Origin of the sequence: Actinoplanes italicus (assembly GCF_003001815.1) — a bacterium.
Classification (GTDB): Bacteria; Actinomycetota; Actinomycetes; order Mycobacteriales; family Micromonosporaceae; genus Actinoplanes; species Actinoplanes italicus.
On record NZ_PVMZ01000005.1, the window covers coordinates 485191 to 506810 of the forward strand.

Genomic DNA, 21620 nt, shown 5'->3' on the forward strand with positions numbered 1-21620 from the left:
CGCATTCTGGTGTCACACCCCAGCGAACGACACTCAGGAGCAGCTCATGGCCCGCAAACCCGTCAACATCACCGTCCCCGATCTGTCCGGAAGGCGTGCCGTGGTGACCGGCGGCAGCGACGGCATCGGCCTCGAGGTGGTGGCACGGCTGGCGGCCGCCGGAGCCGAGGTCGTCATGCCGGTGCGCAACGAGCAGAAGGGTGCGGCCGCGATCGCCGCCGTCCGGGACCGTACGCCGGACGCCCGCCTGTCCCTGCGTACGCTCGATCTCTCGTCCCTGGATTCCGTGGCGGCCCTGGGCGAGAGCCTGCGCCGCGAGGGCGAGCCGATCCACTACCTGATCAACAACGCCGGCGTGATGACGCCGCCGGACCGGCAGCTGACGGCGGACGGGTTCGAGCTGCAGTTCGGCACCAACCACCTGGGCCACTTCGCCCTGGTGGCGCACCTCATGCCGCTGCTGCGGGCGGGCCGGGCGCGGGTGACCAACCAGATCAGCGTCGCGGCGAACTCCGGCGCGATCAACTGGGACGACCTCAACTGGGAACGCTCGTACGACGGTATGCGCGCCTACAGCCAGTCGAAGATCGCCTTCGGGCTGTTCGCGCTCGAGCTGAGCAGGCGCAGCCGGCGCAACGACTGGGGCATCACCAGCAACCTGTCACACCCGGGCGTCGCCGCGACGAGTCTGCTGGCGGCGCGTCCGGAGGTGGGACGGACACGGCAGACCGCGGGCCGGCGGCTGATCGGGGCGATGTCGGCGGCCGGCATCCTCCTGGGCACCCCCGCGTCGGCGGCGCTGCCCGCCGTCCAGGCGGCCACGATCGGGCAGGACGCCACCTTCTACGGTCCCAGCGGGCCGGGGAACCTGGGCGGTGCCCCGGCGGAGCAGAAACTCTACTCACGGCTGCGCAGTGAGGAGGAGGCCGCACGCGTCTGGGCCGTCTCGGAGAAACTGACCAGGACGTACGAAGCAGCACCGCGGTGAAGGGGACCACAGTGCCCATCGATCGATCCGGACTCGCCGAGTTCCTGCGCCGGCGGCGTGAGTCGTTGCAGCCCGAGGACGTCGGCCTGCCCCGTGGGCAGCGCCGCCGGACGTCCGGGCTGCGGCGCGAGGAGGTGGCCACGCTCTGCCACATCTCCGCCGACTACTACAGCCGGCTGGAGCGCGAGCGTGGCCCGCACCCCTCCGAGCAGATGATCGCCTCGATCGCGCAGGGTCTGCACCTGTCGCATGACGAGCGGGATCACCTGTTCCGGCTGGCCGGGCACCATCCGCCGGTGCGCGGCGGTTCCGGTGAGCACATCAGCCCCGGTCTGCTGCGCATCTTCGACCGGCTGGCCGACACGCCCGCCGAGATCGTCACCGAACTCGGCGAGACCCTGCGGCAGAACCGGCTCGGCGTGGCTCTCAACGGCGACCTGACCCGGTTCACCGGCCCGGCCCGCAGCATCGGTTACCGCTGGTTCACCGATCCGGCGTGCCGTGCGCTCTACCATCCCGACGACCACCCGCTGCACTCGCGCGTCTTCGCCTCCGGGCTGCGACACGTCGTCACTCTTCGCGGCCCCCGCTCGTGGGCTGCCCACCTGCAGAAACTGCTGTTCGACAGCAGCGCGGAATTCCGCGAGGTCTGGGGGGAACATGAGATCGGCATCCGGTACGCCCACCTCAAACGCTTCGTGCATCCCCAGGTCGGCGCGCTGGAGCTGACATGCCAGGCGATGCTCGACCCCGATCAGGGGCATTCGCTGCTGGTCTACACGGCCGTGCCCGGTACCGAGAGCTACGAGAAGCTGGAACTGCTCGCCGTCATCGGAGCTCAGGATGTCTCCGGTACGGCGTCAGCCGGGACGCCGGGAACACGGCCAGCACGCTGAACAGGAAGGCCGTCACCTGAGTGACCGTGTCGTGGGTGCGGGCGACCACGAGGTCGGAACGTAGCGCCTCGTAGCGGGCGTCGAGGGAGTCCCGCACCTGCCCGGCCAGCTCCTCGATGGTCGCGCGATCGCCGCCGCGAACCTGAGGGGATAGGCTCCCGGACGATGGAACGAGATCTTCTCGCGGCCCGCGAGCTCGCCGCCGGCCTGGCGGTCCGCGCCGGGCGTCTGCAGCTGGAGCGGCGCGACACCCTGAAGATGGGCGCGCCCAAGGCCCACGTCAACGACGTCGTCTCGGATGTCGACATCGACAGTGAACGGCTCATCGTCGACGCGCTCCTGCAGCAGTGGCCCGACGACGCCGTCCAGGCCGAGGAAGGGCACGGCCGGCCCGGTACGAGTGGCTGGTCCTGGATCGTCGACCCGCTGGACGGCACCCGCAACTATGTGAGCCGCACCGGCCCGTGGTCGGTGTGCATCGCGCTCTATCAGGGCGATCAGCCTCGGATGGCGGTGGTGCACGACCCGGCCGCGGACGAGACGTTCAGCGCCGTCGACGGACGGGGTGCGCTGCTCAACGGCGAGCCGATCGCCGCGTCGAGCGAGCCCGAACTCGAGAAGGCCCTGGTGGGCGTCAGTTTCCAGCCCAATCCGCGTACCAAGGACCGCGCCGGCCGGGTGATCCGTCAACTGCTGCCGCTGGCCGGTGACATCCGCCGGATCCCCGCCGCGCTGAACCTCGTCTACCTGGCCGCCGGCCGGTTGGACGGCGGCCTGGCACTGGACACGAACCTCTGGGACATCGCCGCCGGGGCGCTGATCGCCCGGGAGGCCGGTGTCGTTCTCGGCGGCCACGGCCCGGAGTTCACCACCGAGCTGACGATCGGATCGGGCCCGGCGCTGTGGCCCACCCTGTCCGAGCAGGTCCGCGAAGTCGCCTGACAGGGTGCAGTACGGTCGCAGGGGCTAAGCGTTCCCGGCTGAGGTCGATGGTGCAGGCGGAGGTGTCCGGCAGGGGCGCCCGCCTGCACCGGGGAGACCAGATGACGGACCAGCCGCAGCCCGCCGACCTCGCCGGCGATCCCGCCTTCGCCGAAGCCTTCCGGGTCGTCGTGTCCGACGGCGTGCTCGGGCTGGTGATCGATGCCGAGAACGGCGACCTGGTCGCCGTGTCTGAGCACGTCGACGCGCAGTGGGTGGCCGGGCTGCTCGGCGCGGACGGGGTTCTCGCCGAGCTGGGCCGCGCCGCGCAGGAAGGCCGGCCCGCTGTGTTCGGCGCCGTCGGGCCCACCGGCGGCCAGGTTCGCTACGAGGCCGGCGTACGACTGGCCCGTGCCTCGAATCGTGGTCCGAAGCGCCTGGTCGTGGCATTGCGCGACACCACCGCCGAGCGTCGGGCGGTCGCGGAGTCCGAGGGCAGGGTCAACGCCATCGACCGCTCCCAGGCCGTGATCGAGTTCGATCTCGAAGGCACGATCCTGGCCGCCAATGACAACTTTCTGCAGACGCTCGGTTACCAGGCCCGCGAGGTGGTCGGCCAGCACCACCGCATGTTCGTCGAGACCGAGTACGCGAACTCGGCCGAGTACCGCACGTTCTGGGCGAGGCTCGGGCGCGGCGAGTTCGAGTCGGGCGAGTACCGCCGTCTCGGCAAGGGTGATCGCGAGGTGTGGATCCAGGCCACCTACAACCCGATCCTGGACCTGGACGGCCGCCCGCTGAAGGTGGTCAAGTTCGCCACCGACATCACCGTGGCGAAGCAGCGCAGCGCCGAGTTCGAGTCGACCGTCGCCGCCCTGAACCGCTCGCAGGCCGTGATCGAGTTCGACCTGCAGGGCACGATCCTGTCGGCCAACGACAACTTCCTGGCCGCGGTCGGTTACGCCCGTGACGAGGTGGTCGGCAAGCACCACCGGATGTTCTGCGAGGCGGCGTACACCGCGTCGGAGGACTACCGGGACTTCTGGCGCGGCCTGGCGCGCGGCGAGTTCCACGCGGGCGAGTACCGGCGGCTCGGCAAGGCCGGCAACGAGGTGTGGATCCAGGCGTCCTACAACCCGATCGTCGGCCCGGACGGCCGCCCGGTGAAGGTGATCAAGTTCGCCTACGACGTCACCCCGCAGAAGCTGCGCAACGTCGACTTCGAGGGCAAGCTCGACGCGATCAAGCGCTCCCAGGCGGTCGTCGAGTTCACCGTCAAGGGTGAGGTGCTCGACGCCAACGATTCGTTCCTGGCGCTCACCGGGTACCGGCCGGATCAGGTGATCGGCAAGCATCACCGGATGTTCTGCGAGCCGGAGCACGCGCAGAGCGCCGAGTACGCCAACTTCTGGGAGCGTCTGGGCACCGGCGAGTACCAGAGCGGCGAGTACAAGCGGATCGGCGCTCTGGGCAAGGAGGTCTGGATCCAGGCGACGTACAACCCGATCCTGGACACCGACGGCCGGGTGATGAAGGTGGTCAAGTTCGCCACCGACGTCACCGGCACGAAGGTGCGCAGCGCCGAGTTCGAGTCGAAGGTCAACGCCGTCGACCGGTCGCAGGCGGTGATCGAGTTCGACCCCGAGGGCATCGTGCTGTACGCCAACGACAACTTCCTGCGGACAACCGGCTACTCGCTGCGCGAGGTGGTCGGTCAGCATCACAGCATGTTCTGCAGCCCTGAGTACGTGGTCAGCCCGGAGTACCGGGACTTCTGGCTCAACCTGAACAAGGGCCAGTTCTCGGCCGGCCGCTACCACCGGCTCGGCAAGTACCAGCGCGACATCTGGATCCAGGCGACCTACAACCCGGTGTTCGACCTGAACGGCAGGCCCTTCAAGGTCGTCAAGTACGCCACCGAGATCACCGCGCAGGTGCAGATGGAGCAGCTGGTGCAGGCCAAGACCGCCGAGATGACCGCGACCGTCGGCGGCCTGGCCTCGGCGACCACGACCATCGCGCAGACCAGCGGACAGGCCCTTGAGCTGGCACGGCGCACGGCCGGCGACGCCGATCAGGGAGCCGCCGAGCTGCAGCGCTCGATCGAGGCGATCAAGTTGATCCAGGCGTCGACCCGGGAGATCGGGGAGATCGTCTCGGTGATGGGCGAGATCGCGAGTCAGACGAACCTGCTGGCGTTCAACGCCTCCATCGAGGCGGCCCGCGCCGGCGAGCACGGCGTCGGCTTCGCTGTCGTCGCCGGTGAGGTCCGTAAGCTGGCCGAGCGGTCCGGTGACGCGGCGCGCCAGATCGCCAAGCTGATCAGCGAGTCCGCCCTGCGTGTCAACGAGGGCGCCGACGTCTCCGACCGGGCGTGCAGCGCGCTCACGCGGATCCGGGAGAGCGCCCGCCAGACCGACACCGCGATCGGCCAGATCACCAGCTCGACGACCGCACAGCAGGAAGCCTCACACGAGGTGACCGCCCTGCTCGGCCAGCTTGCCGGCGCGTGCGGCGGATCGACGCCATGAGTACGGCGATGAACACCACGTACGGCCTGCTGCGGATCGCCGACGCCCAGGTGGCGCTGCCGCTGACCGTGCTGCGCGAGGTCATCCCCTGCCCGCGCGAGCTGGCGCCGGTGCCGGCCCGCGCGCCCGGTCTGCTCGGCGCGGTGCATCTGCGCGACGTGGTGATCCCGGTGCTCGACCTGGCATCGGCGCTGGACTGGCCGGTGGATGGGCGGACCGACCCGGTCATCGTGATCATCAGCGAGGGTGGCCGCATGCTCGGCGTGGTCGCCGACCGCATCGACGGCATCACCACGGTCCCCGACGACCAGCGCCACGACACCAGGGACACCGCCGACGACCTGGTCTTCTCCCACACCTTCGGGTACGAGGAGACCGGCGCCGTCGTCAGCATCCTGGACGCCCACGCCATCCTGTCCCTGCCGGGCGTCCCCACGGTCGCCGACCCCGCCGAGGTCCGGGTGGCCGCGGCGCAGCCGTCCGGTGCCGATCCGCGCACCGGCCGGCCGATGCTGCTCGTGCGATGCCGGGACTTCCGCCTGGCGGTGAGCCTCACCGACATCCACACCGTGCTGCCCCAGCTGGTCGTCGCCGACTCACCGCTCAAGGGCGACATGTGCCGTGGCGTCACCACGTACATGCGTGATCTGGTGCCGGTCGTCGACCTCGTGCAGGCGCTCGGGCTGGGTGCGGCGGCGGACTCGGGCGGTGCGCAGGGCCTGCTCTGGCGGTATCCGGGCGGCCTGGTCGCTCTGCAGGTCTCCGAGATCGTGGAGATCGTCACACTGGACGACACGCAGGTCCGCCCGCTGCCCACGCTCGGGATGCCGAACGCTGGCCGGTTCCTCGGTGCGGTGCTGATCCCCGGGCACGGCCAGCACCTGGTGATCGACCCCGACGGTCTGACCGGCGATCCGACGCTGCACGGGCTCAGCCGGCTCAACACCAAGCAGGAGACCGCCCGGTCGGGCCGTCCAGCGGGCGGCACCGCGAAGAGCGACCGTTACCTTACCTACCGCGCCGGAGTCGAGGTGGCCACACCGCTCGATCAGGTGGCCGAGATCATCGCTTACCCGGAGGACTTCTCGCCGCTGCCGGACGTCGGCACCGGCGTGATCGGGTTGTTCACCCACCGCGAGAGCGTGGTGTCGCTGCTGTGCCTGAAGCGGCTGATCGGCCAGCCGTCCGCGATCGACCCGGCGACGAGCCGGGTCCTGCTGGTCGAACATCAGGGCAACCATGTCGGGTACGTGGTGGACGGACTCGGCGCGATCGAGCACTCCGACTGGGAGCAGGGACCGGGGGCCGCCGGCCAGGCGCCGGGGCGCCTGGCCGAGAGCCCGCTCGTTCAGTTCGGCGCCGATCCGGACGGCCGGTTGCTGCCTCGGGTGGACCTGGCCGGATGGGCGGCGAAACTGAACGGCTGAAGGACGCGGAGTCAGTACGAGAACGGGTCGTAGCCGTCGTTGTTGCAGGTCCGCCGCTGGGCGATGCAGTTGCGGACCCGCTGGTTGAGCGCCTTGGAGTCCCACATCACGAACGCGTCGCCGTGCATCGAAGAGGCGCTCTTGCCGTCCGGGTCGGATGAGAGGTAGTAGCCGGCCTTGGTGCCCTTGGCCCCGTACGCGATGTCGAAGGTCAATGCCGGGATCCGCACCGGGTGTGACGCCGGGCAGCTCTCGTTGTTCCCGAACGCCACGTGGTCCTTGTGGTTGGGGCTGTCGAGGTGCTTGCCGTCCCAGCAGTCCGGGAACTGCAGCATGAAGTGCAGGCTGGCCGGCTCACCGCAGATCGGCCAGTTCCCGTTGTCGCTGCGCGCATAACCGTCGATGTCACCGGGCCCGTAGAAGGCACAGTAGAACTGACCCTGCGCGCCGCGCGGGGTCGGCACCTTCTTCTTGGCGTCCCCGGCGATCATTCGCAGGCCGTTCGGAATGGGCATGATGCCCTTCGAATTGTTCCGCAGCGAACGGTAGTAGACCCGGAATCCAGTGGTCTCGGCCGGTTTCTTCGTGGCCGCCTCGTACAGCGTCGGCACCCAGTAGGCGGAGTGGTCGACCGTCGGCTTGCAGGTGGTGGCCGTGAACTTCGTGAGGTCCTCGGCGGTGGTATGGGCGTCCACGGCCTTGTTACCGACGAACGAGTGCATGTGCGAGGCGCCCGGCAGGCCGGGGGCGACGATCGGGTCGTCCGGCTTGCGGTGGCTGTATTTGCAGTCGGCCCGGAACTCCGGCAGGTTTCCGGCGTTCACCGGCGGGTCGGCCTTCGTCTTCTTGAATGCGGCGACCTGCTCATTCCAGACAGCCGGGTCGACCGGAATCCAGCCGCCCCTGGCGACGACCGGTTTCGCGGCGGCCGACGGTTTTCCGGGGGCGGACGCGGATACGGACGGCTTGCGGGCGCCGGGCGTGGGCACGGATGCCGCCGCCGCGGTGGCGCTGCTCGTGCCGGACGGCAGCGGCAGGTTCGCGGCGACGTCCTGCGACGGCTCTGCCGTGTCGGGCCGGTTCGCCCACACGGCCGCGCCCGCGATCAGGACGACGGCGACGCCGGCCGCGGCGACGGCCAGGCCCCGCGAGCGCCGGGCATGACGGCCCGGACCCGGCGGCGTCGGCTCGATGGGTGCGGAAGACGGCACAGAAGACTCCCCAGCATGCGGAACAAGACTGAAACTCGCCGGAATGCTAGGCATCCCGCACGCGCGCCCGACAGGCACTTAAAACAAAGCAAAGAAAAGACTGGCCATGCGTACGCATTTCGCGGACCCGGATCGGAAAAGTGTTATCGCAGGTCACGCCGGCCGTCTCTGATAGTGCGCCAATGGACTGGCCGCGATGTCCTCACTCAACGAGCCGCCGCAATCCACTCGGACCTGTCGGTGGTGCCGTGCCCGGCCACCGGGGTGAGCTGGATCTGCCGGAGACGATCGACGTGGGCGTCATGTGCTGCTCGCCGGAGCGGGAGGCCCTCGAGGCCAGCTTCACCGGGTTCCGGGTCGGAAGCCGATCCCCCGCGAGGGATCGGCGCAGTCGTCCGGCTGTGCGCCCGGTCATGGCCGCCGGATTCACGCGCGGTTAGGGTCACCGCCATGCTGGAATCCGCCGCGCTTCCGTACGACGCCGTGCTCTTCGATTGTGATGGGGTGCTCGTCGACTCGGAACGCATCACGAACTCGGTGCTCCGGACGATGCTGCACGAGCTCGGCTGGCCGATCTCCGAGGCGGACTGTTTCCGCCTGTTCGTCGGGCGGGCGCTGCGCGACGAGGCCGGCGTGATCACCGCGAACACCGGGTTCGTCGTGACCGACGAGTGGCTCGGCGAATTCCGCAAGCGCCGCAACGACGCCCTGGTGCTGGATCTGCAGCCCATTCCCGGCGCGGTGGCCGCGGCCCGGGAGATCGACCGCGTCTACGGCGGGCGGTTGGCGTGCGCGAGCGGCGCCGACCGGCACAAGGTCGAGTTGCAGCTGGCCAAGGTCGGTCTGGACACCGTGTTCGCCGGCAAGATCTTCAGCGGGATGGAGACTCCTCGTAGCAAGCCCGCGCCGGACGTCTACCTGGCCGCCGCGGCCGCGCTGGGTGTCGACCCGGCTCGCACGGCGGTCGTCGAGGACACTCCGACCGGTGTCCGCGCGGGGGTCGCGGCGGGTGCCACCGTGTTCGGCTACTGCCCGCCCGCGAGCCCGTCGCACAGCATCCCGCAGGTGCTGATCGACGCGGGCGCCGCGCACATCTTCACCGACATGGCCGCGCTCCCCGGCATTCTGAGCGCCGCGCTCGCTCATTGACCCGCGGCCCGGCCCCACCGGGTGATCCACTGGGACCATGCCCGCGACCTGCGACAACGTGCGGCGCGGGAGTCGCTGTGCCGTCCTGCTGCTGGCGGTTCTGACGCTGGTCGCCCCGGCGCGGGCCGAGGCTGCCGTCTCGTGGTCGCTGGTGGCCGCCGGGCCCGTGTCGGTCTGCGCGCTCCGCGGTGACCGGACGCTCTGGTGCTGGGGCGGCAACGAGTACGGCCAGGTGGGCGACGGCACGACGGTCGACCGCAACGAGCCGGTCCAGGTCGCGGGTGGCGGTAGGTGGAGGGCCGTGACGGTCGGATCCCGGCACACGTGCGGCCTCCGCACGGACGGCAGCCTGTGGTGCTGGGGCGACGACACCAGCGGCACACCGGCCACTGTCGTTCCCGGCGACGGTCACGCCTGTGGCGTACGCACCGATGGCACGCTCTGGTGCCGGGGCGAGAACGGCGCCGGTCATGCCTGTGGCGTACGCACCGGCGGCACGCTCTGGTGCCGGGGCGAGAACGGCGCCGGTCAGATCGGTGACGGCGGCACCCGGGACGTGACCGAGCCGGTACGCGTGCACGCCGATCTGACCTGGAAGGCGGTCGCCACCGGGTCCGGATTCACCTGTGCCCTGACCGTCGCCGGTGCCCTGTGGTGCTGGGGCGACGACTCCAGCGGCCAGCTCGGCGACGGCACCCGCACGACGCACCTGTTCAGCGACGTCCCCCTGCGCGTCGGTATCGGCACCGGCTGGGACCGGGTCGTCCCGGCCGGCGATCACACCTGCGCGTGGCGCACCGACGGTTCCCGGCGGTGCTGGGGCGGCGAACCGCTCCGTCAACCGGCCGGCACCTGCACGGTCGGTCCCGGCCGGGGCCTCTGGTGCTGGGGCAGCAACCGGCAGGGGCAGGTCGGCAACGGCGACACGAGAAACGTCCCGGAGCCGGTACGCGTGGGCCGCGCCGCGACCTGGACGAGTGTCTCGACCGGCGACGAGTTCGCGTGCGGCAGGCGGACCGACGCGAGCCTCTGGTGCTGGGGCGACAACTTCCATGGTCAGCTGGGCGACGGCAGCCTGATCGAGCGGCACGCCCCGGTCCGCGTGGCGGGCTCCTGGCTCTCGGTCGGCACGGGAACCTCGCACGCGTGCGGGATCCGTACCGACCGGAGCCTGTGGTGCTGGGGCGACAACGAGCACATGCAGCTCGGCGTCGCCACCGTCACACGGCGTCCGGTACCGGTGCCGCCCGCCTGACCCGCCTTCGTTTGGGAGGTGGCAGGTACGGAGATACGAATGTGCATGTCGATGCGTCTGCGTCCAGGCGAGATTGAGGCCACCGGCTGGCGGTTGGTCACCGTCGGTGATGCCGTCTCGCGGCTGTTCGCGGCGTCGCCGGGGGTGTCCGGGCGTCCGCGGGTCTTCGCGATCGACGGCCGGGGAGGTGCCGGAAAGACCACCCTGACTGAACGTCTGCGCAGGTCGGTACCGGGTTCGGCGGTGGTGCACACCGACGATGTAGCGTGGCATCACGCCTGCTTCGACTGGGGCGATCTCCTGATCGAGAAGATCCTTCAACCCCTTCACGGGGGTACGGGAGTGAGCTTCCGCCCGGACGCGTGGGTCAGTCGCGACCGGCCCGGGTCGATCGCGGTGCCCGCCGGTGCCCCCGTGGTCTGGGTCGAGGGCACCGGCGTGATACGTGCCGAACTCGCGCCGTGGCTGGACGCGTCGATCTGGCTGCAGGGCGATCTCGACGAGCAGGAACTCCTGCTGACCGCCCGCGACGGCGACTCGCCCGAGCAGCGTGAGCACGTCGCGAACTGGCTGTCCGAGGAGTTGCCGTTCCTGTCCCGGGAGCGGCCGTGGTCCAGGGCCACGATGGTCGTCGCCGGCCCCTCGCCGGCCGGGCTCGGGCCGGAGGACCTGCTCGTGGCCCCGCCGGTCAGCGGACGGAGTCCCCACCGACTCGACCGATCCGCGGCGTCTCGTGACCCGTCGCGTCAGCGGTCGTCGGATCCGTAGGCCTCGGTGTGCAGCCCGGCGGGCGACGACGCCTGGTACTGCAGGGTGTCGCGCACGTTCTTCTGTACCGCGACCGCCGCGAACAGCGACATCGCGAACGCGAGACCGTAGAAGCCCTTCTCGCTCAGCAGCATTCCGCTGTTCACCAGACCGACCACCAGCATCACGATGGCGATCGCGACTGCCAGCCACGACAACCCCATGTACAGCGCCGACACCGGCAGACCCTCGGCCCGGTCACGCACCGACTTCTGCAGCGAGACGGCCGCGAACAGGCCCAGGACGAGCACCGCCGCATAGAAGCCCTTCTCGCTGGCGACCATCTCGGCGTTCCACAGGCCCACGCCGAAGGCCACGATGCCGAGGAACAGTGCCGCCCAGGAGGCGCCCACGAAGGCGGGGGTCGGCTTGGCCGAGGACGGCGACGGATGCGACACAGAGGGCTCCCGGCAGTTTCGTGAGGATCGAAGGTTCCGACGCGGCGACGATCACTGAGCGCAACCCCGTAGAGCACAACATGCTAGGACAGCCGCGCCAGCCCGGTCGTCACTGTTTCGGCTCGGCATGGACAGCGATCGGCGCGTCAAGCGTTCCCTGCTCGGCCGAGGTTGCCGGTCGGCGCGCCGGGTGCGTCGTTGATCAGCTTTGATGGTTGGATCTACTGATGTTCGATGTCTCCGCCCCGCGGCTCGTCGTGTCCTCCGAAGCTCTGGCGACCGATGACGAGTCGGTGATCCGATCGTTCGCGTCCATCATCAGCGTCATGCTGGAGGAGGGCGCCGCGGCGGAGCATCTCGCCGACGGAGCGCTCGCCGCCTACCACACCGACTTCTACCTGACGCAGGTCGGCAACGGCGGCTTCGCCCAGTTCCTGTGGAACGGCGGCCGCGATGCCGAAGTGCTGCTCCAGGTCCGCGACGGCCTGTCCCGCTTCGGCGGCGAAGCGCACCAGGCGGTGTTCGAGCACTCGGTCGCGGGCTGGAACGCGCTCAGCCCTGACGAGCAGGCGGAGTTCGCGGCGAGCGGCCTGTTCGGCAGCAACCCGCTGCGCGACCGGCTCAGCAGAACCGACGACGAGTACTTCGCCCTGCACTTCACCGACCCGCTCGCCGACCGGCTCGCGGCATGGCTGCGCACCCATCCGGCGCTCCAGTCCGTTCCCCGTGCCGAGCTGGAGCGTTACGTGGCGGCCCGGATGGCAGCGGTCACCGCCTGAACCCGACGGCCCGGCGTGAGCCGCCGGTCGGCGGGTCGGGTGCGGGCTAGGCCTGGCCGGTGTCCATCGGCGCGTCCAGACGCAGGTCGGGGTGACGGCCGGCGATGGTCCGCATCCGCCACCGGTGCGGGAACACCGCGAGCAGGGCGCCGTCACGGACCCGGGTCATCACCTCGACGTTCGACTCGGTGCGGAGGATCTCCTTGCCGGCCGCGTCGGTGATGGCCGCGATCTCGTACGGCAGATGGTCGAGTTTGACCTTGACCCCGAACTCGGTCTCCAGGCGGTAGGTGGCGACCTCGAACTGCATGGGTCCGACCGCGGCGAGCACCGCGAGGTCGCCGCGCTGCTCCGACTTGAGCACCTGGACGACGCCCTCGCCGTCGAGCTGCTCGATGCCGCGCCGGAACCGCTTGAAGGCCGACGTGTCGTCGGTGCGCACCACGGCGAAGTGCTCCGGCGGGAACGACGGCAGCGGAGGGTACTGGACCTGCTCGCTGACGTAGAGGGTGTCGCCGATACCGAGCGCCGTGGCGTTGACCAGGCCGACCACGTCACCCGGGAAGGCCTCGTCGATGGTCTCGCGGCCCTGGCCGAAGATCTGCTGGGCGTACTTGGTGGCGAACGGCCGTCCGGTGCCGGAGTGGGTGACGATCATGCCGCGCTCGAAGCGGCCGGAGCACACCCGCATGAAGGCGACCTGGTCACGGTGAGTGCGGTTCATGTTCGCCTGCATCTTGAACACGAAACCGGAGAACGCGCTGTCGACCGGCTTGTCGGTGCCGGCGACCGTCGGCCGGGCCTCCGGCGGCGGTGCCAGCTCGACCAGGATGTTCAGAAGCTGACGTACGCCCAGGTTGGCGACCGCCGCGCCGAACAGCACCGGGGTGGTGGTCGCCGAGAGGAACGCCGCCTGGTCATGGTCGGCGCCGGTCATGGCGAGCAGCTCGAGCTCCTCGGTGGCGGTCTCCCAGTCGGCGCCGTACTGCTCGGCGGCCTCGGCGTCGCTCATCTCCTCCTCGATGGCGAGGTCGGCGCCACCCGGGGAACGCTGCATGCGGATGAACGTGCCCTCGCGGCGGTCGATGACGCCCTTGAACTGCCCGGCGATGCCCACCGGCCAGGTGAGCGGGGTCGGCTTGAGCCCGATCCGCTGCTCGATCTCGTCCATCAGGGCGAGCGCGTCGTTACCGGGACGGTCCCACTTGTTGATGAAGGTGATCACCGGGATACGGCGCTGGCGGCACACCTCGAACAGCTTGAGCGTCTGCGGCTCGAGGCCCTTGGCGGCGTCGAGCAGCATCACGGCGCTGTCGACCGCGGTCAGCACCCGGTAGGTGTCCTCGGAGAAGTCGGCGTGGCCGGGGGTGTCCAGCAGGTTGATGACCGTGTCGCCGTAGGAGAACTGGAGCGCGGCCGAGGTGACCGAGATGCCGCGCTGCTGCTCCATGGCCATCCAGTCGGAGACCACGCCGCGGCGGTCGCCCTTGCCGTGCACGGCGCCGGCCTGCCCGATCACCCGTGCGTGCAGGGCCAGGGCCTCGGTCATCGTCGACTTACCGGCGTCGGGGTGCGAGATCACCGCAAACGTACGCCTCCGGGCCGCCTGCGCGGCGACCCCCGCGGACGACAGCACACTCTGACTCACGATCTCCCACTTTCCTTGCCGACCAACCCTCCAACCTTACGGTCGCCGCCGAACGGGACCGCCAACGGACCCGGGTCGAAAAAGTGATATCAGTTTGCTACTGTCGAGACATCGCCACATGAGGAGGCCTCACATGACCGAACACCTCGACCTCCCCGCCCCGCAGGTACGCGAGCGCGCCGCCCGTGACATCTCGGGCTGGCCCGTCCTGATCTCGTGCCTCGTCGCCGTCCTCGTCAGCATCGCGGTCTTCGTCGTCGCGGTGCAGCAGGACAGCGACGCGGCCATCGGCGGCCTGCTGGGCCTCACCGTCCTGATCCTTCTCGCCGCCGCGTTCGCCGCGATCGGCCTCACCCCGGTCGCGCCCGGCGAGGCCCGCGTCCTGCAGCTGCTCGGCCGCTACACCGGCACGGTCCGGTCCGACGGGCTGCGCTGGGTCAACCCGCTGACCGCCCGCCGCCGGGTCTCCACCAGGATCCGCAACCACGAGACCGACGTCCTCAAGGTCAACGACGCCGACGGCAACCCCATCGAGATCGCCGCCGTGGTCGTCTGGCAGGTGGAGGACACCGCCCGCGCGGTCTTCGAGGTCGACGACTTCATCGAGTTCGTCGCCATCCAGACCGAGACCGCGGTCCGGCACATCGCCAACAGCTACTCCTACGACTCGCACGACACCACGCTGATGTCGCTGCGGGACAACGCCGACGAGATCACCGCCCGGCTGTCGGAGGAGATCGGCGTGCGTGTCGCCGCGGCCGGGGTGAAGATCATCGAGTCGCGGCTGACCCGTCTCGCCTACTCCCCCGAGATCGCCCACGCCATGCTCCGCCGCCAGCAGGCCAACGCCGTCGTCGCGGCGCGCACCCGGATCGTCGAGGGCGCCGTCGGCATGGTGGAGCTGGCACTGCAGCGCCTCGCCGACCACGACGTCGTCGACCTCGACGAGGAGCGCAAGGCCGCGATGGTCAGCAACCTGCTGGTCGTGCTCTGCGGCGACCGCGACACCCAGCCCGTGGTCAACGCGGGATCCCTTTACTCCTAGGCCCACCATGGCTACCGAGCGAAAGAAGCTGCTGCTCCGGCTCGATCCGGCCGTGCACGACGCGCTGGCACGGTGGGCCGGGGACGAGCTTCGCAGCACGAACGCACAGATCGAGTACCTGCTGCGCAAGGCTCTCGCCGACGTCGGCCGCCTCCCCGGAGGCGTCAGCCGGATGCGAGGACCGGGCAGGCCCCCCGCCACACCCGAGCCGGAAGCAGAAGAGGAGTGACCATGACACTGCCCGGCAGCCTCCCCCAGCGCATCTTCCTGCTGGCCCACGATCCCGACAAAGGCCGGTTCCGCGTGGGTACCGAGATCGGCGCGATGACCCGTGCCGCGGTGCTCGCCGACCTCTACCTCAAAGGACTGCTCACCGACGAGAACGGGCGTGCCACCGTCGCCGGCCGGCACCCCGTGGCCGACCCCGTGCTCGCCGCGGTTCTCGAGGAGATCAAGGCCGCCAAACCACGCAAGTGGCAGCACTGGGTCGACCGGCGGCAGAGCCCGACGGTCAAGGCGGTACGCCAGCAGCTCAACGACGGCGGATGGGTTCGCGTGGAGCCGTACAAAGCCCTCGGGATCTTTCCTTTGACCAGGGTGACCATCCGGGATCCGCGGGTTCGCAAAGAACTGCTCAGCCGGGTCCGGGGCGCCCTGCGCGACCCGGCCGGCAAGGTCGACCACACCGACGCGGCCATGGTCGCCATCGTCGCCGCGGGAGGCCTCGGCATCGTGCTGGACCGCAAGACGAGACGCGCCGAGAAGCAGCGCATCCAGCACCTCAACGACCTCAGCGGGCCGATCGCCCAGGCCCTGCGCAAGTCGATCGAGGCGTCCGCGGCGGCGGCCGCGGGCTGACCGGGCGAGGTGGTGGGCGGCCGTCCCCGCCCACCACCGTCATCCCCCCGATGTGGCTCTCGTCAGGGCTGGATGTTCCAGCGCTGGTTCCTCGGCGACCACCACCCGGTTACGGCGGATCCGGATCGGCCGAAATGTTTCAGTGAGGTTTATTGACGATTAAGCATCGAAGGATGAGAATCGCTGTGAGAGCGCTCTCTCTCCTCCATCCCCAGCTCCATGCCGTCGCCACGACCCGCCACAACCGGGCCGTGCGGTCGTGTGTGCGTGAAAGGACCCTCGATGCCACGCCCTCTCGTCAAGGCACTCGCCATAGGCGGGGCGACGCTCACCGCGGTCGCCCTCACTCCTCTCGCCGGTCACGCCGACCCGAAGCCCGCACCACCGGCAGCCGTCGCGCCCGCCGACCTCGGACTCGCGCCCGGCATGCTCGCCGCGATGCGCCGTGACCTCAAGCTCGACGACGACCAGATCGCCCGGCGGCTCACCACCGAGGCGGCCGCACCCGTCGTCGAGCAGCGGCTGCGCAAGACGCTCGGCGACCGGTTCGGTGGCGCCTGGATCCCGTCCGGCGCGACGCGGCTCACCGTGGCCGTCACCAGCGAGGCCGACGCGGCCGCGGTCCGCGCCGAGGGCGCCGTCCCGGCCGTCGTCAAGCGCAGCGCACGCGACCTCGCGGCGGCGCAGGCCAGGCTCGACCGCAACGGCAAGGCGGCACCGGACTCCGTACGCGGCTGGTACGTCGATACGGCGACCAACAGCGTCGTCGTCACCGTCAAGCCGGGCGCCGAGGCCCAGGCCCGCGCGTTCGCCAAGGACAGCGGCGCCGGCACGGTCACCGTCAAGACCGCCACCGAGGCGCCGAAGCCGATGTACGACACCCGCGGCGGCGACCAGTACGTCATCAACGGCAACACCCTGTGCTCGGTCGGGTTCTCGGTCGCCGGCGGCTTCGTCACGGCCGGACACTGCGGCGGGACCGGCAGCCCGACACTCGGATTCAACAACCAGGCGCAGGGTACGTTCGCCGGCTCCTCCTTCCCGGGCAACGACTACGCGTGGGTCCGTACCAACGGCAACTGGGTCTCGCAGCCCTGGGTGAACAACTACTCCGGCGGGAACGTGCTGGTCGCGGGCTCGCAGGAGGCGGCGATCGGCAGCTCGATCTGCCGGTCCGGCCGCACCACCGGCTGGCGCTGCGGCACCCTGCTCGGCAAGAACGAGACGATCAACTACGCGCAGGGCAGCGTCTCCGGCCTGAGCCGCAGCAACGCGTGCGCGCAGCCGGGCGACTCCGGCGGTTCGTGGATCTCCGGCAACCAGGCGCAGGGCGTCACCTCCGGCGGCAGCGGCAACTGCACCACGGGCGGCACGATGTGGTTCCAGCCGGTCAACGAGATCCTTTCGGTGTACGGCCTCTCACTCACCACGACCGGCGGCGGTGGTGGCGGCGGCGCCGTGATCAGCAACTGGAACAACAAGTGCCTCGACGTGCCGAACGGCAACTTCTCCGACGGCGTGCTCGTGCAGATGTGGAACTGCAACAACTCGGCCGCCCAGAAGTGGGAGGCGGTCGGCGGTGCACTGCGCACCGGCAACAACAAGTGCCTCGACATCCCGTGGGGCTCGACCGCGAACGGCGCGGTCCTGCAGATCGTCACGTGCAGCGGCAACCCTGCCCAGCAGTGGGTGCTGAGCGCCGCCGGTGACCTGGTGAATCCGCAGGCCAACAAGTGCATCGACATCCAGGACTGGAACGGCAACGACGGCGCGCGGCTGCAGCTGTGGGAGTGCGCCGGCACCCTCAACCAGAAGTGGCGCCGCGGCTAGGCCTCACTCCGGGCGCGGTTCTCGAGCACCTCGTCCATGTGTGACTCGGCCCACCGTTTGAGGCCGCGCATCGTCTCGTGCAGGGAGAGTCCCAGGTCGGTGAGCTCGTAGGAGACGGTGACGGGCACGGTCGGCACCACGGTGCGGGTGACCAGCCCGTCCCGCTCCAGCGAGCGCAGCGTCTGGGTCAACATTTTCTGGCTCACGCCGGCGAGCAGGCGGGACAGTTCCGAGTACCGCATCGGCCGCGGCTCACCGGCGCAGTCGGGGCCGCTGCCGAGCGCCGACAGGATCAGCGCGACCCACTTGTCGGAGATCCGTTCGAGCAGCTTGCGGCTGGGGCACACGGCCAGGAAGGCGTCGTACCGCGCCTTGGCCTGTTCTCTCTTCTGTGCTGCCGTCGTCATCGCCACCACCTACGCACTTCAAGGTGCCTACTTCCCGTTGGGGAGTAACTCTCGCACAGTGTGTTCATGGCTTCCACTTCACTTCCCGGCGGCACCTGGCCGCTGGGCGATCTGACCGTCACCCGCTTCGGATACGGCGCGATGCAGCTCGCCGGGCCGTGGGTGATGGGCCCGCCGGCCGACCACGACGGGGCGCTCGCCGTCCTGCGTGCGGCCGTCGACCTCGGCATCACCCACATCGACACCGCCGATGCGTACGGCCCCCGCGTCACCAACCAGCTGATCCGGGAGGCGCTTCACCCGTACCACCAAGATCTGCACATCGTGACGAAGGTCGGCGCCACCCGTGACGCCCAGGGTGGCTGGCCCCCGGCTCGGGACCCTCGGAGCCTGCGCCGGGCCGTGCACGACAACCTGGAGGTTCTCGGCCTGGAGACCCTCGACGTGGTCAACCTGCGGCTCGGCGACGCCGAAGGTCCGCAGCCCGAGCCGGTGGCCGAGGCGTTCGGCACACTCGTCGACCTGCAGCGTGACGGCCTGATCCGGCATCTCGGGGTGAGCAACGCGACGCCCGGGCAGGTCGCCGAGGCGCGGTCGATCGCGCCGATCGTGTGCGTGCAGAACATGTACAACCTGGCGCACCGCCACGACGACACACTGATCGACGAACTCGCCGCCGACGGTATCGCCTACGTGCCGTTCTTCCCGCTCGGCGGGTTCAGCCCGCTGCAGTCGTCGGCGCTGTCCGCGGTCGCCGCCCGGCTGGAGACGACGCCGATGTCGGCGGCGCTGGCCTGGCTGCTGCAGCGGTCGCCGAACATCCTGCTGATCCCGGGCACGTCGAAGGTGGCCCACCTGCGCGAGAACGTCGCCGGGGCGGCCCTGCGGCTCGCTCCCGACGACGTCGCCGAGCTGGACGAGATCGGCCGTTAGCGGCCCACGCTGGGGCGCAGCTGCCACTGCTGGTCGTTGCTGTTGTTGTCCCGGTACTGCTGCACGTTCGCGCTGTCGGCGGTCGACATCGAGTCGACCGCCAGCAGCTTGCCGCTGTGCCGGTTGAGCAGCTTGAAGTTGCCGTTCCCGGCGTCCACGGGCAGCCACAGATGGTCGGCGGTGCCGTTGTCGTCGAACTGGACGACCTGGGCGCTGTCGGCCGTGGACATGCCGGCGACACCGAGCACCTTGTCGCTGTTGAGGTTCCTGATCCGGAACCAGCCGTCGCCGTTGTCGACGAGCTCCCAGCGGTGGTCCATCGTGCCGGTGTCGCCGTACTGCTGCACCGGCGCGCTGTTGGCCGTGGACGCGTTGCTCACGGCCAGCAGCTTCCCGCTGTGCCGGTTGAAGATCTTGAAGGTGGGCCGGCTCCACACCTGCAGCTCGCTCAGGCCCCAGCCGACACCACCGCCCCGGTTGGGCGCCACCACCCGCAGCCGGGTCGCGGTGACCGGTGCGAAGGTGTGCCGGGTGAGCCCGTTGGCGAGCGGCGACGCGCCGGTCGCGGCGGTCAGCCACTCGGTGCCGGTGTAGTACTGCAGCTCGTAACTCGTGGGGACGCGCACTCCGCCGCCGTCGTCGTAGAAGTACAGCCGCACGTCGTCGACGGTCACCGGGCGGCCGAAGTCGACACCGACGTGGTCGGTCGCGTTCGGCGAGCTGTACGTGGTCCAGCGCGTGTTCTGCGGGACGTTGTTCTCGAAGATGTTGCCGTCGATGGTGCGCCACGCGTTGTCGACGGTGAACGTGTAGGACGCGAAGGGCTGCGTGGCCCCGTTGCCGTGCCGCTGGGTGTTGGCGGCGATGTTGACCCGCTCCCCGGTCGGCTGCGTCACCGGGCCACCGACATTCACGGTCAACGGATTCAAACCCGGCTGCGCCGCCGTCTGTACGCCGTCGACGTACACCTTCAGGCCGGCGCCACGGCCGTACCGGCTACCGGTGCGGTCCCAGAGCACGGTCAGGTTGTGGCCGTGGTACGGCGCGTTCTCCAGCAGGAAGTAGTCCCAGCTCGACGGGGCCAGCGGCTTGATCGTGACCGCGTTGTCGGCACGGCCGTCCACGCCGATGAGCCCGGAGATCACGTTGTCGACGTACGTCGAGTGGTTGTAGTCCTCGCTGTGGCCGTTCCCGTCGTAGATCCAGCGGTTCTCGTCCGGGTGGTGGGCCTCGGCCACGTAGGGGACGCCGTTGCGGTACTGCGTCAGCGCGTACTTGCGAAGCAGATCGACGAAGTCGGCGTTGTCGGCGTAGGGCTGTGCCGGATAGTCCTGCAGCAGATTGGCAAGACCGGAGAGAACCTGCGAGGTGGCGTACGGCCACGACGGCCCGTTCCAGCGGCAGCACCCGCTCAGCGCGTCGCGCATGAACTGTGGGCTGCGCCGCTCCGCGGTGGTCGGCCCGTAAACGGAGTAGAACCCCTGCGGATCGGTGACCTGCGCCCAGGCGGCCGACCGGTTCGCGTCCGGCATGTTGAACATCCACGGTACGAACCCGATGTGCTCGCGGGTGTCGAGCTTGCCGAGGTTCGGGTTCTGGTCGCGCATCACGTGGAAGTAGAAGTTGCGCTGCGGATCCCACAGCCGGGCGTCCATGCCGGTCTTCAGCGCCGCCGCCCGCGCGTTGTAGGTGTTCGCGGTCGCGGAGTCGCCGTTGAGCACGGCGATCGCCGCGATGGCCCGCGCGTCACCGTACTGGTAGGCGTTGATGCTCGGCCGGTACCCGGCGCCGCCGTGATAGGGGTCGGGTGACTGGTAGGACGCTGCCGACAGCTCGCTGGCGTCCCAGACCGGCACCTGCCAGTACAGGCCGAGAGCGGCGTTGAACTGCACGTTCCACCGGTCGTAGAACCGCTGCAGGGCCGGCTGCTGCGCGGTCACGAAGGCTCGGTCACCGTTGATCTGGTAGCGGTTCCAGACCGCGCTGGCCGCCCAGAAGCTGTACTCGTGACCCCAGTCGGTGGTGTTCGGGTTGACCGCCTCCTCCGCCGGTTTGGGACCCGCTCCGGGACCGGTGAGCCAGTAGTTGATGTAGTCGTCGAGGTACTGGCTGTTGCGTACCCACCGGCCCTCGTTGATGTGGTGCCCGGCGGCGGCCGAGATGCCACCGTAGGGCGCCCCGTAGAACACCGGGTTGAGGAACTCGCTGGAGATCCAGCCGTACTGCGGCCCGGTGTAGACCAGGTGCTCCTTCCACGTCTTCCACCGGTAGTAGTAGACGTCCTGGATCTGCCGGTCGGGCACCTCGAGGAACGGGATGTTCGCCCGATACCAGGCCGGGTCGTTGAACCCGCCGACGAACGAGTCCTTGTTCAGAAATGTGGTCCCCGCACCCACCGCCGGATACGGGCCCGGCGGATCGGCGGCGGTGGCCGGTTCGGTCCCGGCGGCGAGACCGCCGCCGGTCAGGACCAGGACGGTGGTGGCGGCAAGCAACCGTCGCAGCATCGGCGGACTCCTCGAGGACGACATCTCTAA

Annotated in this window: 19 protein-coding genes; 14 read left to right on the forward strand and 5 right to left on the reverse strand. The window is 69.8% G+C overall.

Annotation, left to right across the window (positions count from 1 at the left end; all coding sequences use genetic code 11):
* Positions 1 to 46 precede the first annotated feature (46 nt).
* The 5 genes from CLV67_RS16040 (at position 47) to CLV67_RS16060 (ending at position 6763) form a co-directional block, all read left to right on the forward strand.
* Positions 47 to 988, forward strand: a complete 942-nt coding sequence (locus tag CLV67_RS16040; protein ID WP_106318990.1) for an SDR family oxidoreductase — start codon at positions 47 to 49, stop codon at positions 986 to 988.
* An 11-nt stretch (positions 989 to 999) separates the two neighbouring features.
* Positions 1000 to 1884, forward strand: a complete 885-nt coding sequence (locus CLV67_RS16045; protein WP_106318992.1) for a helix-turn-helix transcriptional regulator — start codon at positions 1000 to 1002, stop codon at positions 1882 to 1884.
* Positions 1885 to 2049: 165 nt separating this feature from the next.
* Positions 2050 to 2826: an inositol monophosphatase family protein gene (locus tag CLV67_RS16050; RefSeq protein WP_106318993.1), complete on the forward strand. Its 777-nt coding sequence runs from the start codon at positions 2050 to 2052 to the stop codon at positions 2824 to 2826.
* A gap of 101 nt (positions 2827 to 2927) precedes the next feature.
* Positions 2928 to 5336 carry a methyl-accepting chemotaxis protein gene (locus tag CLV67_RS16055; protein ID WP_203736976.1) on the forward strand — a complete coding sequence of 803 codons (2409 nt, stop codon included), beginning with the start codon at positions 2928 to 2930 and terminating at the stop codon, positions 5334 to 5336.
* Positions 5333 to 6763, forward strand: coding sequence for a chemotaxis protein CheW (locus CLV67_RS16060; protein ID WP_146169172.1), 1431 nt, complete (start codon positions 5333 to 5335; stop codon positions 6761 to 6763). The genes CLV67_RS16055 and CLV67_RS16060 overlap by 4 nt, the downstream gene beginning before the upstream one ends.
* Before the next feature lie 11 nt (positions 6764 to 6774).
* On the opposite strand, the gene CLV67_RS16065 is transcribed toward CLV67_RS16060, so the two are convergent.
* Positions 6775 to 7974, reverse strand: coding sequence for a DUF1996 domain-containing protein (locus CLV67_RS16065; RefSeq protein WP_106318997.1), 1200 nt, complete (start codon positions 7972 to 7974; stop codon positions 6775 to 6777).
* Between the two features lie 450 nt (positions 7975 to 8424).
* On the opposite strand from CLV67_RS16065, the gene CLV67_RS16075 reads away from it, so the two are divergent.
* Genes CLV67_RS16075 through CLV67_RS16085 form a run of 3 tightly spaced genes read left to right on the forward strand, consistent with a single transcriptional unit; the run spans position 8425 to position 11146 of the window.
* Positions 8425 to 9123, forward strand: coding sequence for an HAD family hydrolase (locus CLV67_RS16075; RefSeq protein ID WP_106318998.1), 699 nt, complete (start codon positions 8425 to 8427; stop codon positions 9121 to 9123).
* Positions 9124 to 9160: 37 nt separating this feature from the next.
* Complete coding sequence (locus CLV67_RS16080) at positions 9161 to 10378, forward strand: RCC1 domain-containing protein (protein ID WP_106319000.1); 1218 nt, start codon at positions 9161 to 9163, stop codon at positions 10376 to 10378.
* A gap of 51 nt (positions 10379 to 10429) precedes the next feature.
* A complete protein-coding gene (locus CLV67_RS16085) occupies positions 10430 to 11146 on the forward strand; it encodes a nucleoside/nucleotide kinase family protein (RefSeq protein ID WP_203736975.1) in 717 nt (238 codons plus the stop codon).
* Here the strand turns inward: CLV67_RS16085 and yiaA are convergent.
* Positions 11125 to 11583: an inner membrane protein YiaA gene (yiaA, locus tag CLV67_RS16090; RefSeq protein WP_106319002.1), complete on the reverse strand. Its 459-nt coding sequence runs from the start codon at positions 11581 to 11583 to the stop codon at positions 11125 to 11127. The two genes, CLV67_RS16085 and yiaA, sit on opposite strands and share 22 nt — an antisense overlap.
* 227 nt (positions 11584 to 11810) lie before the next feature.
* On the opposite strand from yiaA, the gene CLV67_RS16095 reads away from it, so the two are divergent.
* Positions 11811 to 12362, forward strand: a complete 552-nt coding sequence (locus CLV67_RS16095) for a DMP19 family protein (protein WP_106319004.1) — start codon at positions 11811 to 11813, stop codon at positions 12360 to 12362.
* A gap of 46 nt (positions 12363 to 12408) precedes the next feature.
* Here CLV67_RS16095 and CLV67_RS16100 read toward each other — a convergent pair whose 3' ends face one another.
* Entirely contained in the window at positions 12409 to 14010 is a 1602-nt protein-coding gene (locus CLV67_RS16100; RefSeq protein ID WP_106319006.1) for a peptide chain release factor 3, read from the reverse strand.
* Between the two features lie 133 nt (positions 14011 to 14143).
* On the opposite strand from CLV67_RS16100, the gene CLV67_RS16105 reads away from it, so the two are divergent.
* The 4 genes from CLV67_RS16105 to CLV67_RS16120 all read left to right on the forward strand — a co-directional run bounded on the left by CLV67_RS16105 (position 14144) and on the right by CLV67_RS16120 (position 17743).
* Complete coding sequence (locus CLV67_RS16105; RefSeq protein ID WP_170153886.1) at positions 14144 to 15055, forward strand: SPFH domain-containing protein; 912 nt, start codon at positions 14144 to 14146, stop codon at positions 15053 to 15055.
* Between the two features lie 7 nt (positions 15056 to 15062).
* Positions 15063 to 15284: a type II toxin-antitoxin system antitoxin gene (locus CLV67_RS16110; protein WP_106319010.1), complete on the forward strand. Its 222-nt coding sequence runs from the start codon at positions 15063 to 15065 to the stop codon at positions 15282 to 15284.
* Between the two features lie 2 nt (positions 15285 to 15286).
* Positions 15287 to 15913, forward strand: coding sequence for a GOLPH3/VPS74 family protein (locus CLV67_RS16115; RefSeq protein WP_106319012.1), 627 nt, complete (start codon positions 15287 to 15289; stop codon positions 15911 to 15913).
* A gap of 282 nt (positions 15914 to 16195) precedes the next feature.
* The gene (locus CLV67_RS16120) at positions 16196 to 17743 is read left to right on the forward strand and encodes a ricin-type beta-trefoil lectin domain protein (protein WP_239166180.1); all 1548 of its coding nucleotides are present in this window, start codon (positions 16196 to 16198) and stop codon (positions 17741 to 17743) included.
* Here CLV67_RS16120 and CLV67_RS16125 read toward each other — a convergent pair.
* A complete protein-coding gene (locus CLV67_RS16125) occupies positions 17740 to 18156 on the reverse strand; it encodes a winged helix-turn-helix transcriptional regulator (RefSeq protein WP_106319155.1) in 417 nt (138 codons plus the stop codon). The two genes, CLV67_RS16120 and CLV67_RS16125, sit on opposite strands and share 4 nt — an antisense overlap.
* A gap of 60 nt (positions 18157 to 18216) precedes the next feature.
* Here CLV67_RS16125 and CLV67_RS16130 point away from each other — a divergent pair, with 60 nt between their 5' ends.
* Positions 18217 to 19083, forward strand: coding sequence for an aldo/keto reductase family oxidoreductase (locus CLV67_RS16130; protein WP_106319157.1), 867 nt, complete (start codon positions 18217 to 18219; stop codon positions 19081 to 19083).
* On the opposite strand, the gene CLV67_RS16135 is transcribed toward CLV67_RS16130, so the two are convergent.
* Entirely contained in the window at positions 19080 to 21590 is a 2511-nt protein-coding gene (locus tag CLV67_RS16135) for an MGH1-like glycoside hydrolase domain-containing protein (protein WP_170153887.1), read from the reverse strand. The genes CLV67_RS16130 and CLV67_RS16135 overlap by 4 nt on opposite strands.
* Positions 21591 to 21620 lie beyond the last annotated feature (30 nt).

Bases quoted from the DNA above. Each gene is read 5' to 3' on its own strand.
- CLV67_RS16095 (WP_106319004.1), top strand. From the start codon at position 11,811: ATGTTCGATGTCTCCGCCCCGCGGCTCGTCGTGTCCTCCGAAGCTCTG.
- CLV67_RS16060 (WP_146169172.1), top strand. From the start codon at position 5,333: ATGAGTACGGCGATGAACACCACGTACGGCCTGCTGCGGATCGCCGAC.
- CLV67_RS16115 (WP_106319012.1), top strand. From the start codon at position 15,287: ATGACACTGCCCGGCAGCCTCCCCCAGCGCATCTTCCTGCTGGCCCAC.
- CLV67_RS16130 (WP_106319157.1), top strand. From the start codon at position 18,217: ATGGCTTCCACTTCACTTCCCGGCGGCACCTGGCCGCTGGGCGATCTG.
- CLV67_RS16105 (WP_170153886.1), top strand. From the start codon at position 14,144: ATGACCGAACACCTCGACCTCCCCGCCCCGCAGGTACGCGAGCGCGCC.
- CLV67_RS16120 (WP_239166180.1), top strand. From the start codon at position 16,196: ATGCCACGCCCTCTCGTCAAGGCACTCGCCATAGGCGGGGCGACGCTC.
- CLV67_RS16085 (WP_203736975.1), top strand. From the start codon at position 10,430: ATGCGTCTGCGTCCAGGCGAGATTGAGGCCACCGGCTGGCGGTTGGTC.
- CLV67_RS16055 (WP_203736976.1), top strand. From the start codon at position 2,928: ATGACGGACCAGCCGCAGCCCGCCGACCTCGCCGGCGATCCCGCCTTC.
- CLV67_RS16050 (WP_106318993.1), top strand. From the start codon at position 2,050: ATGGAACGAGATCTTCTCGCGGCCCGCGAGCTCGCCGCCGGCCTGGCG.
- CLV67_RS16080 (WP_106319000.1), top strand. From the start codon at position 9,161: ATGCCCGCGACCTGCGACAACGTGCGGCGCGGGAGTCGCTGTGCCGTC.
- CLV67_RS16135 (WP_170153887.1), bottom strand. From the start codon at position 21,590: ATGCTGCGACGGTTGCTTGCCGCCACCACCGTCCTGGTCCTGACCGGC.
- CLV67_RS16110 (WP_106319010.1), top strand. From the start codon at position 15,063: ATGGCTACCGAGCGAAAGAAGCTGCTGCTCCGGCTCGATCCGGCCGTG.
- CLV67_RS16040 (WP_106318990.1), top strand. From the start codon at position 47: ATGGCCCGCAAACCCGTCAACATCACCGTCCCCGATCTGTCCGGAAGG.
- CLV67_RS16075 (WP_106318998.1), top strand. From the start codon at position 8,425: ATGCTGGAATCCGCCGCGCTTCCGTACGACGCCGTGCTCTTCGATTGT.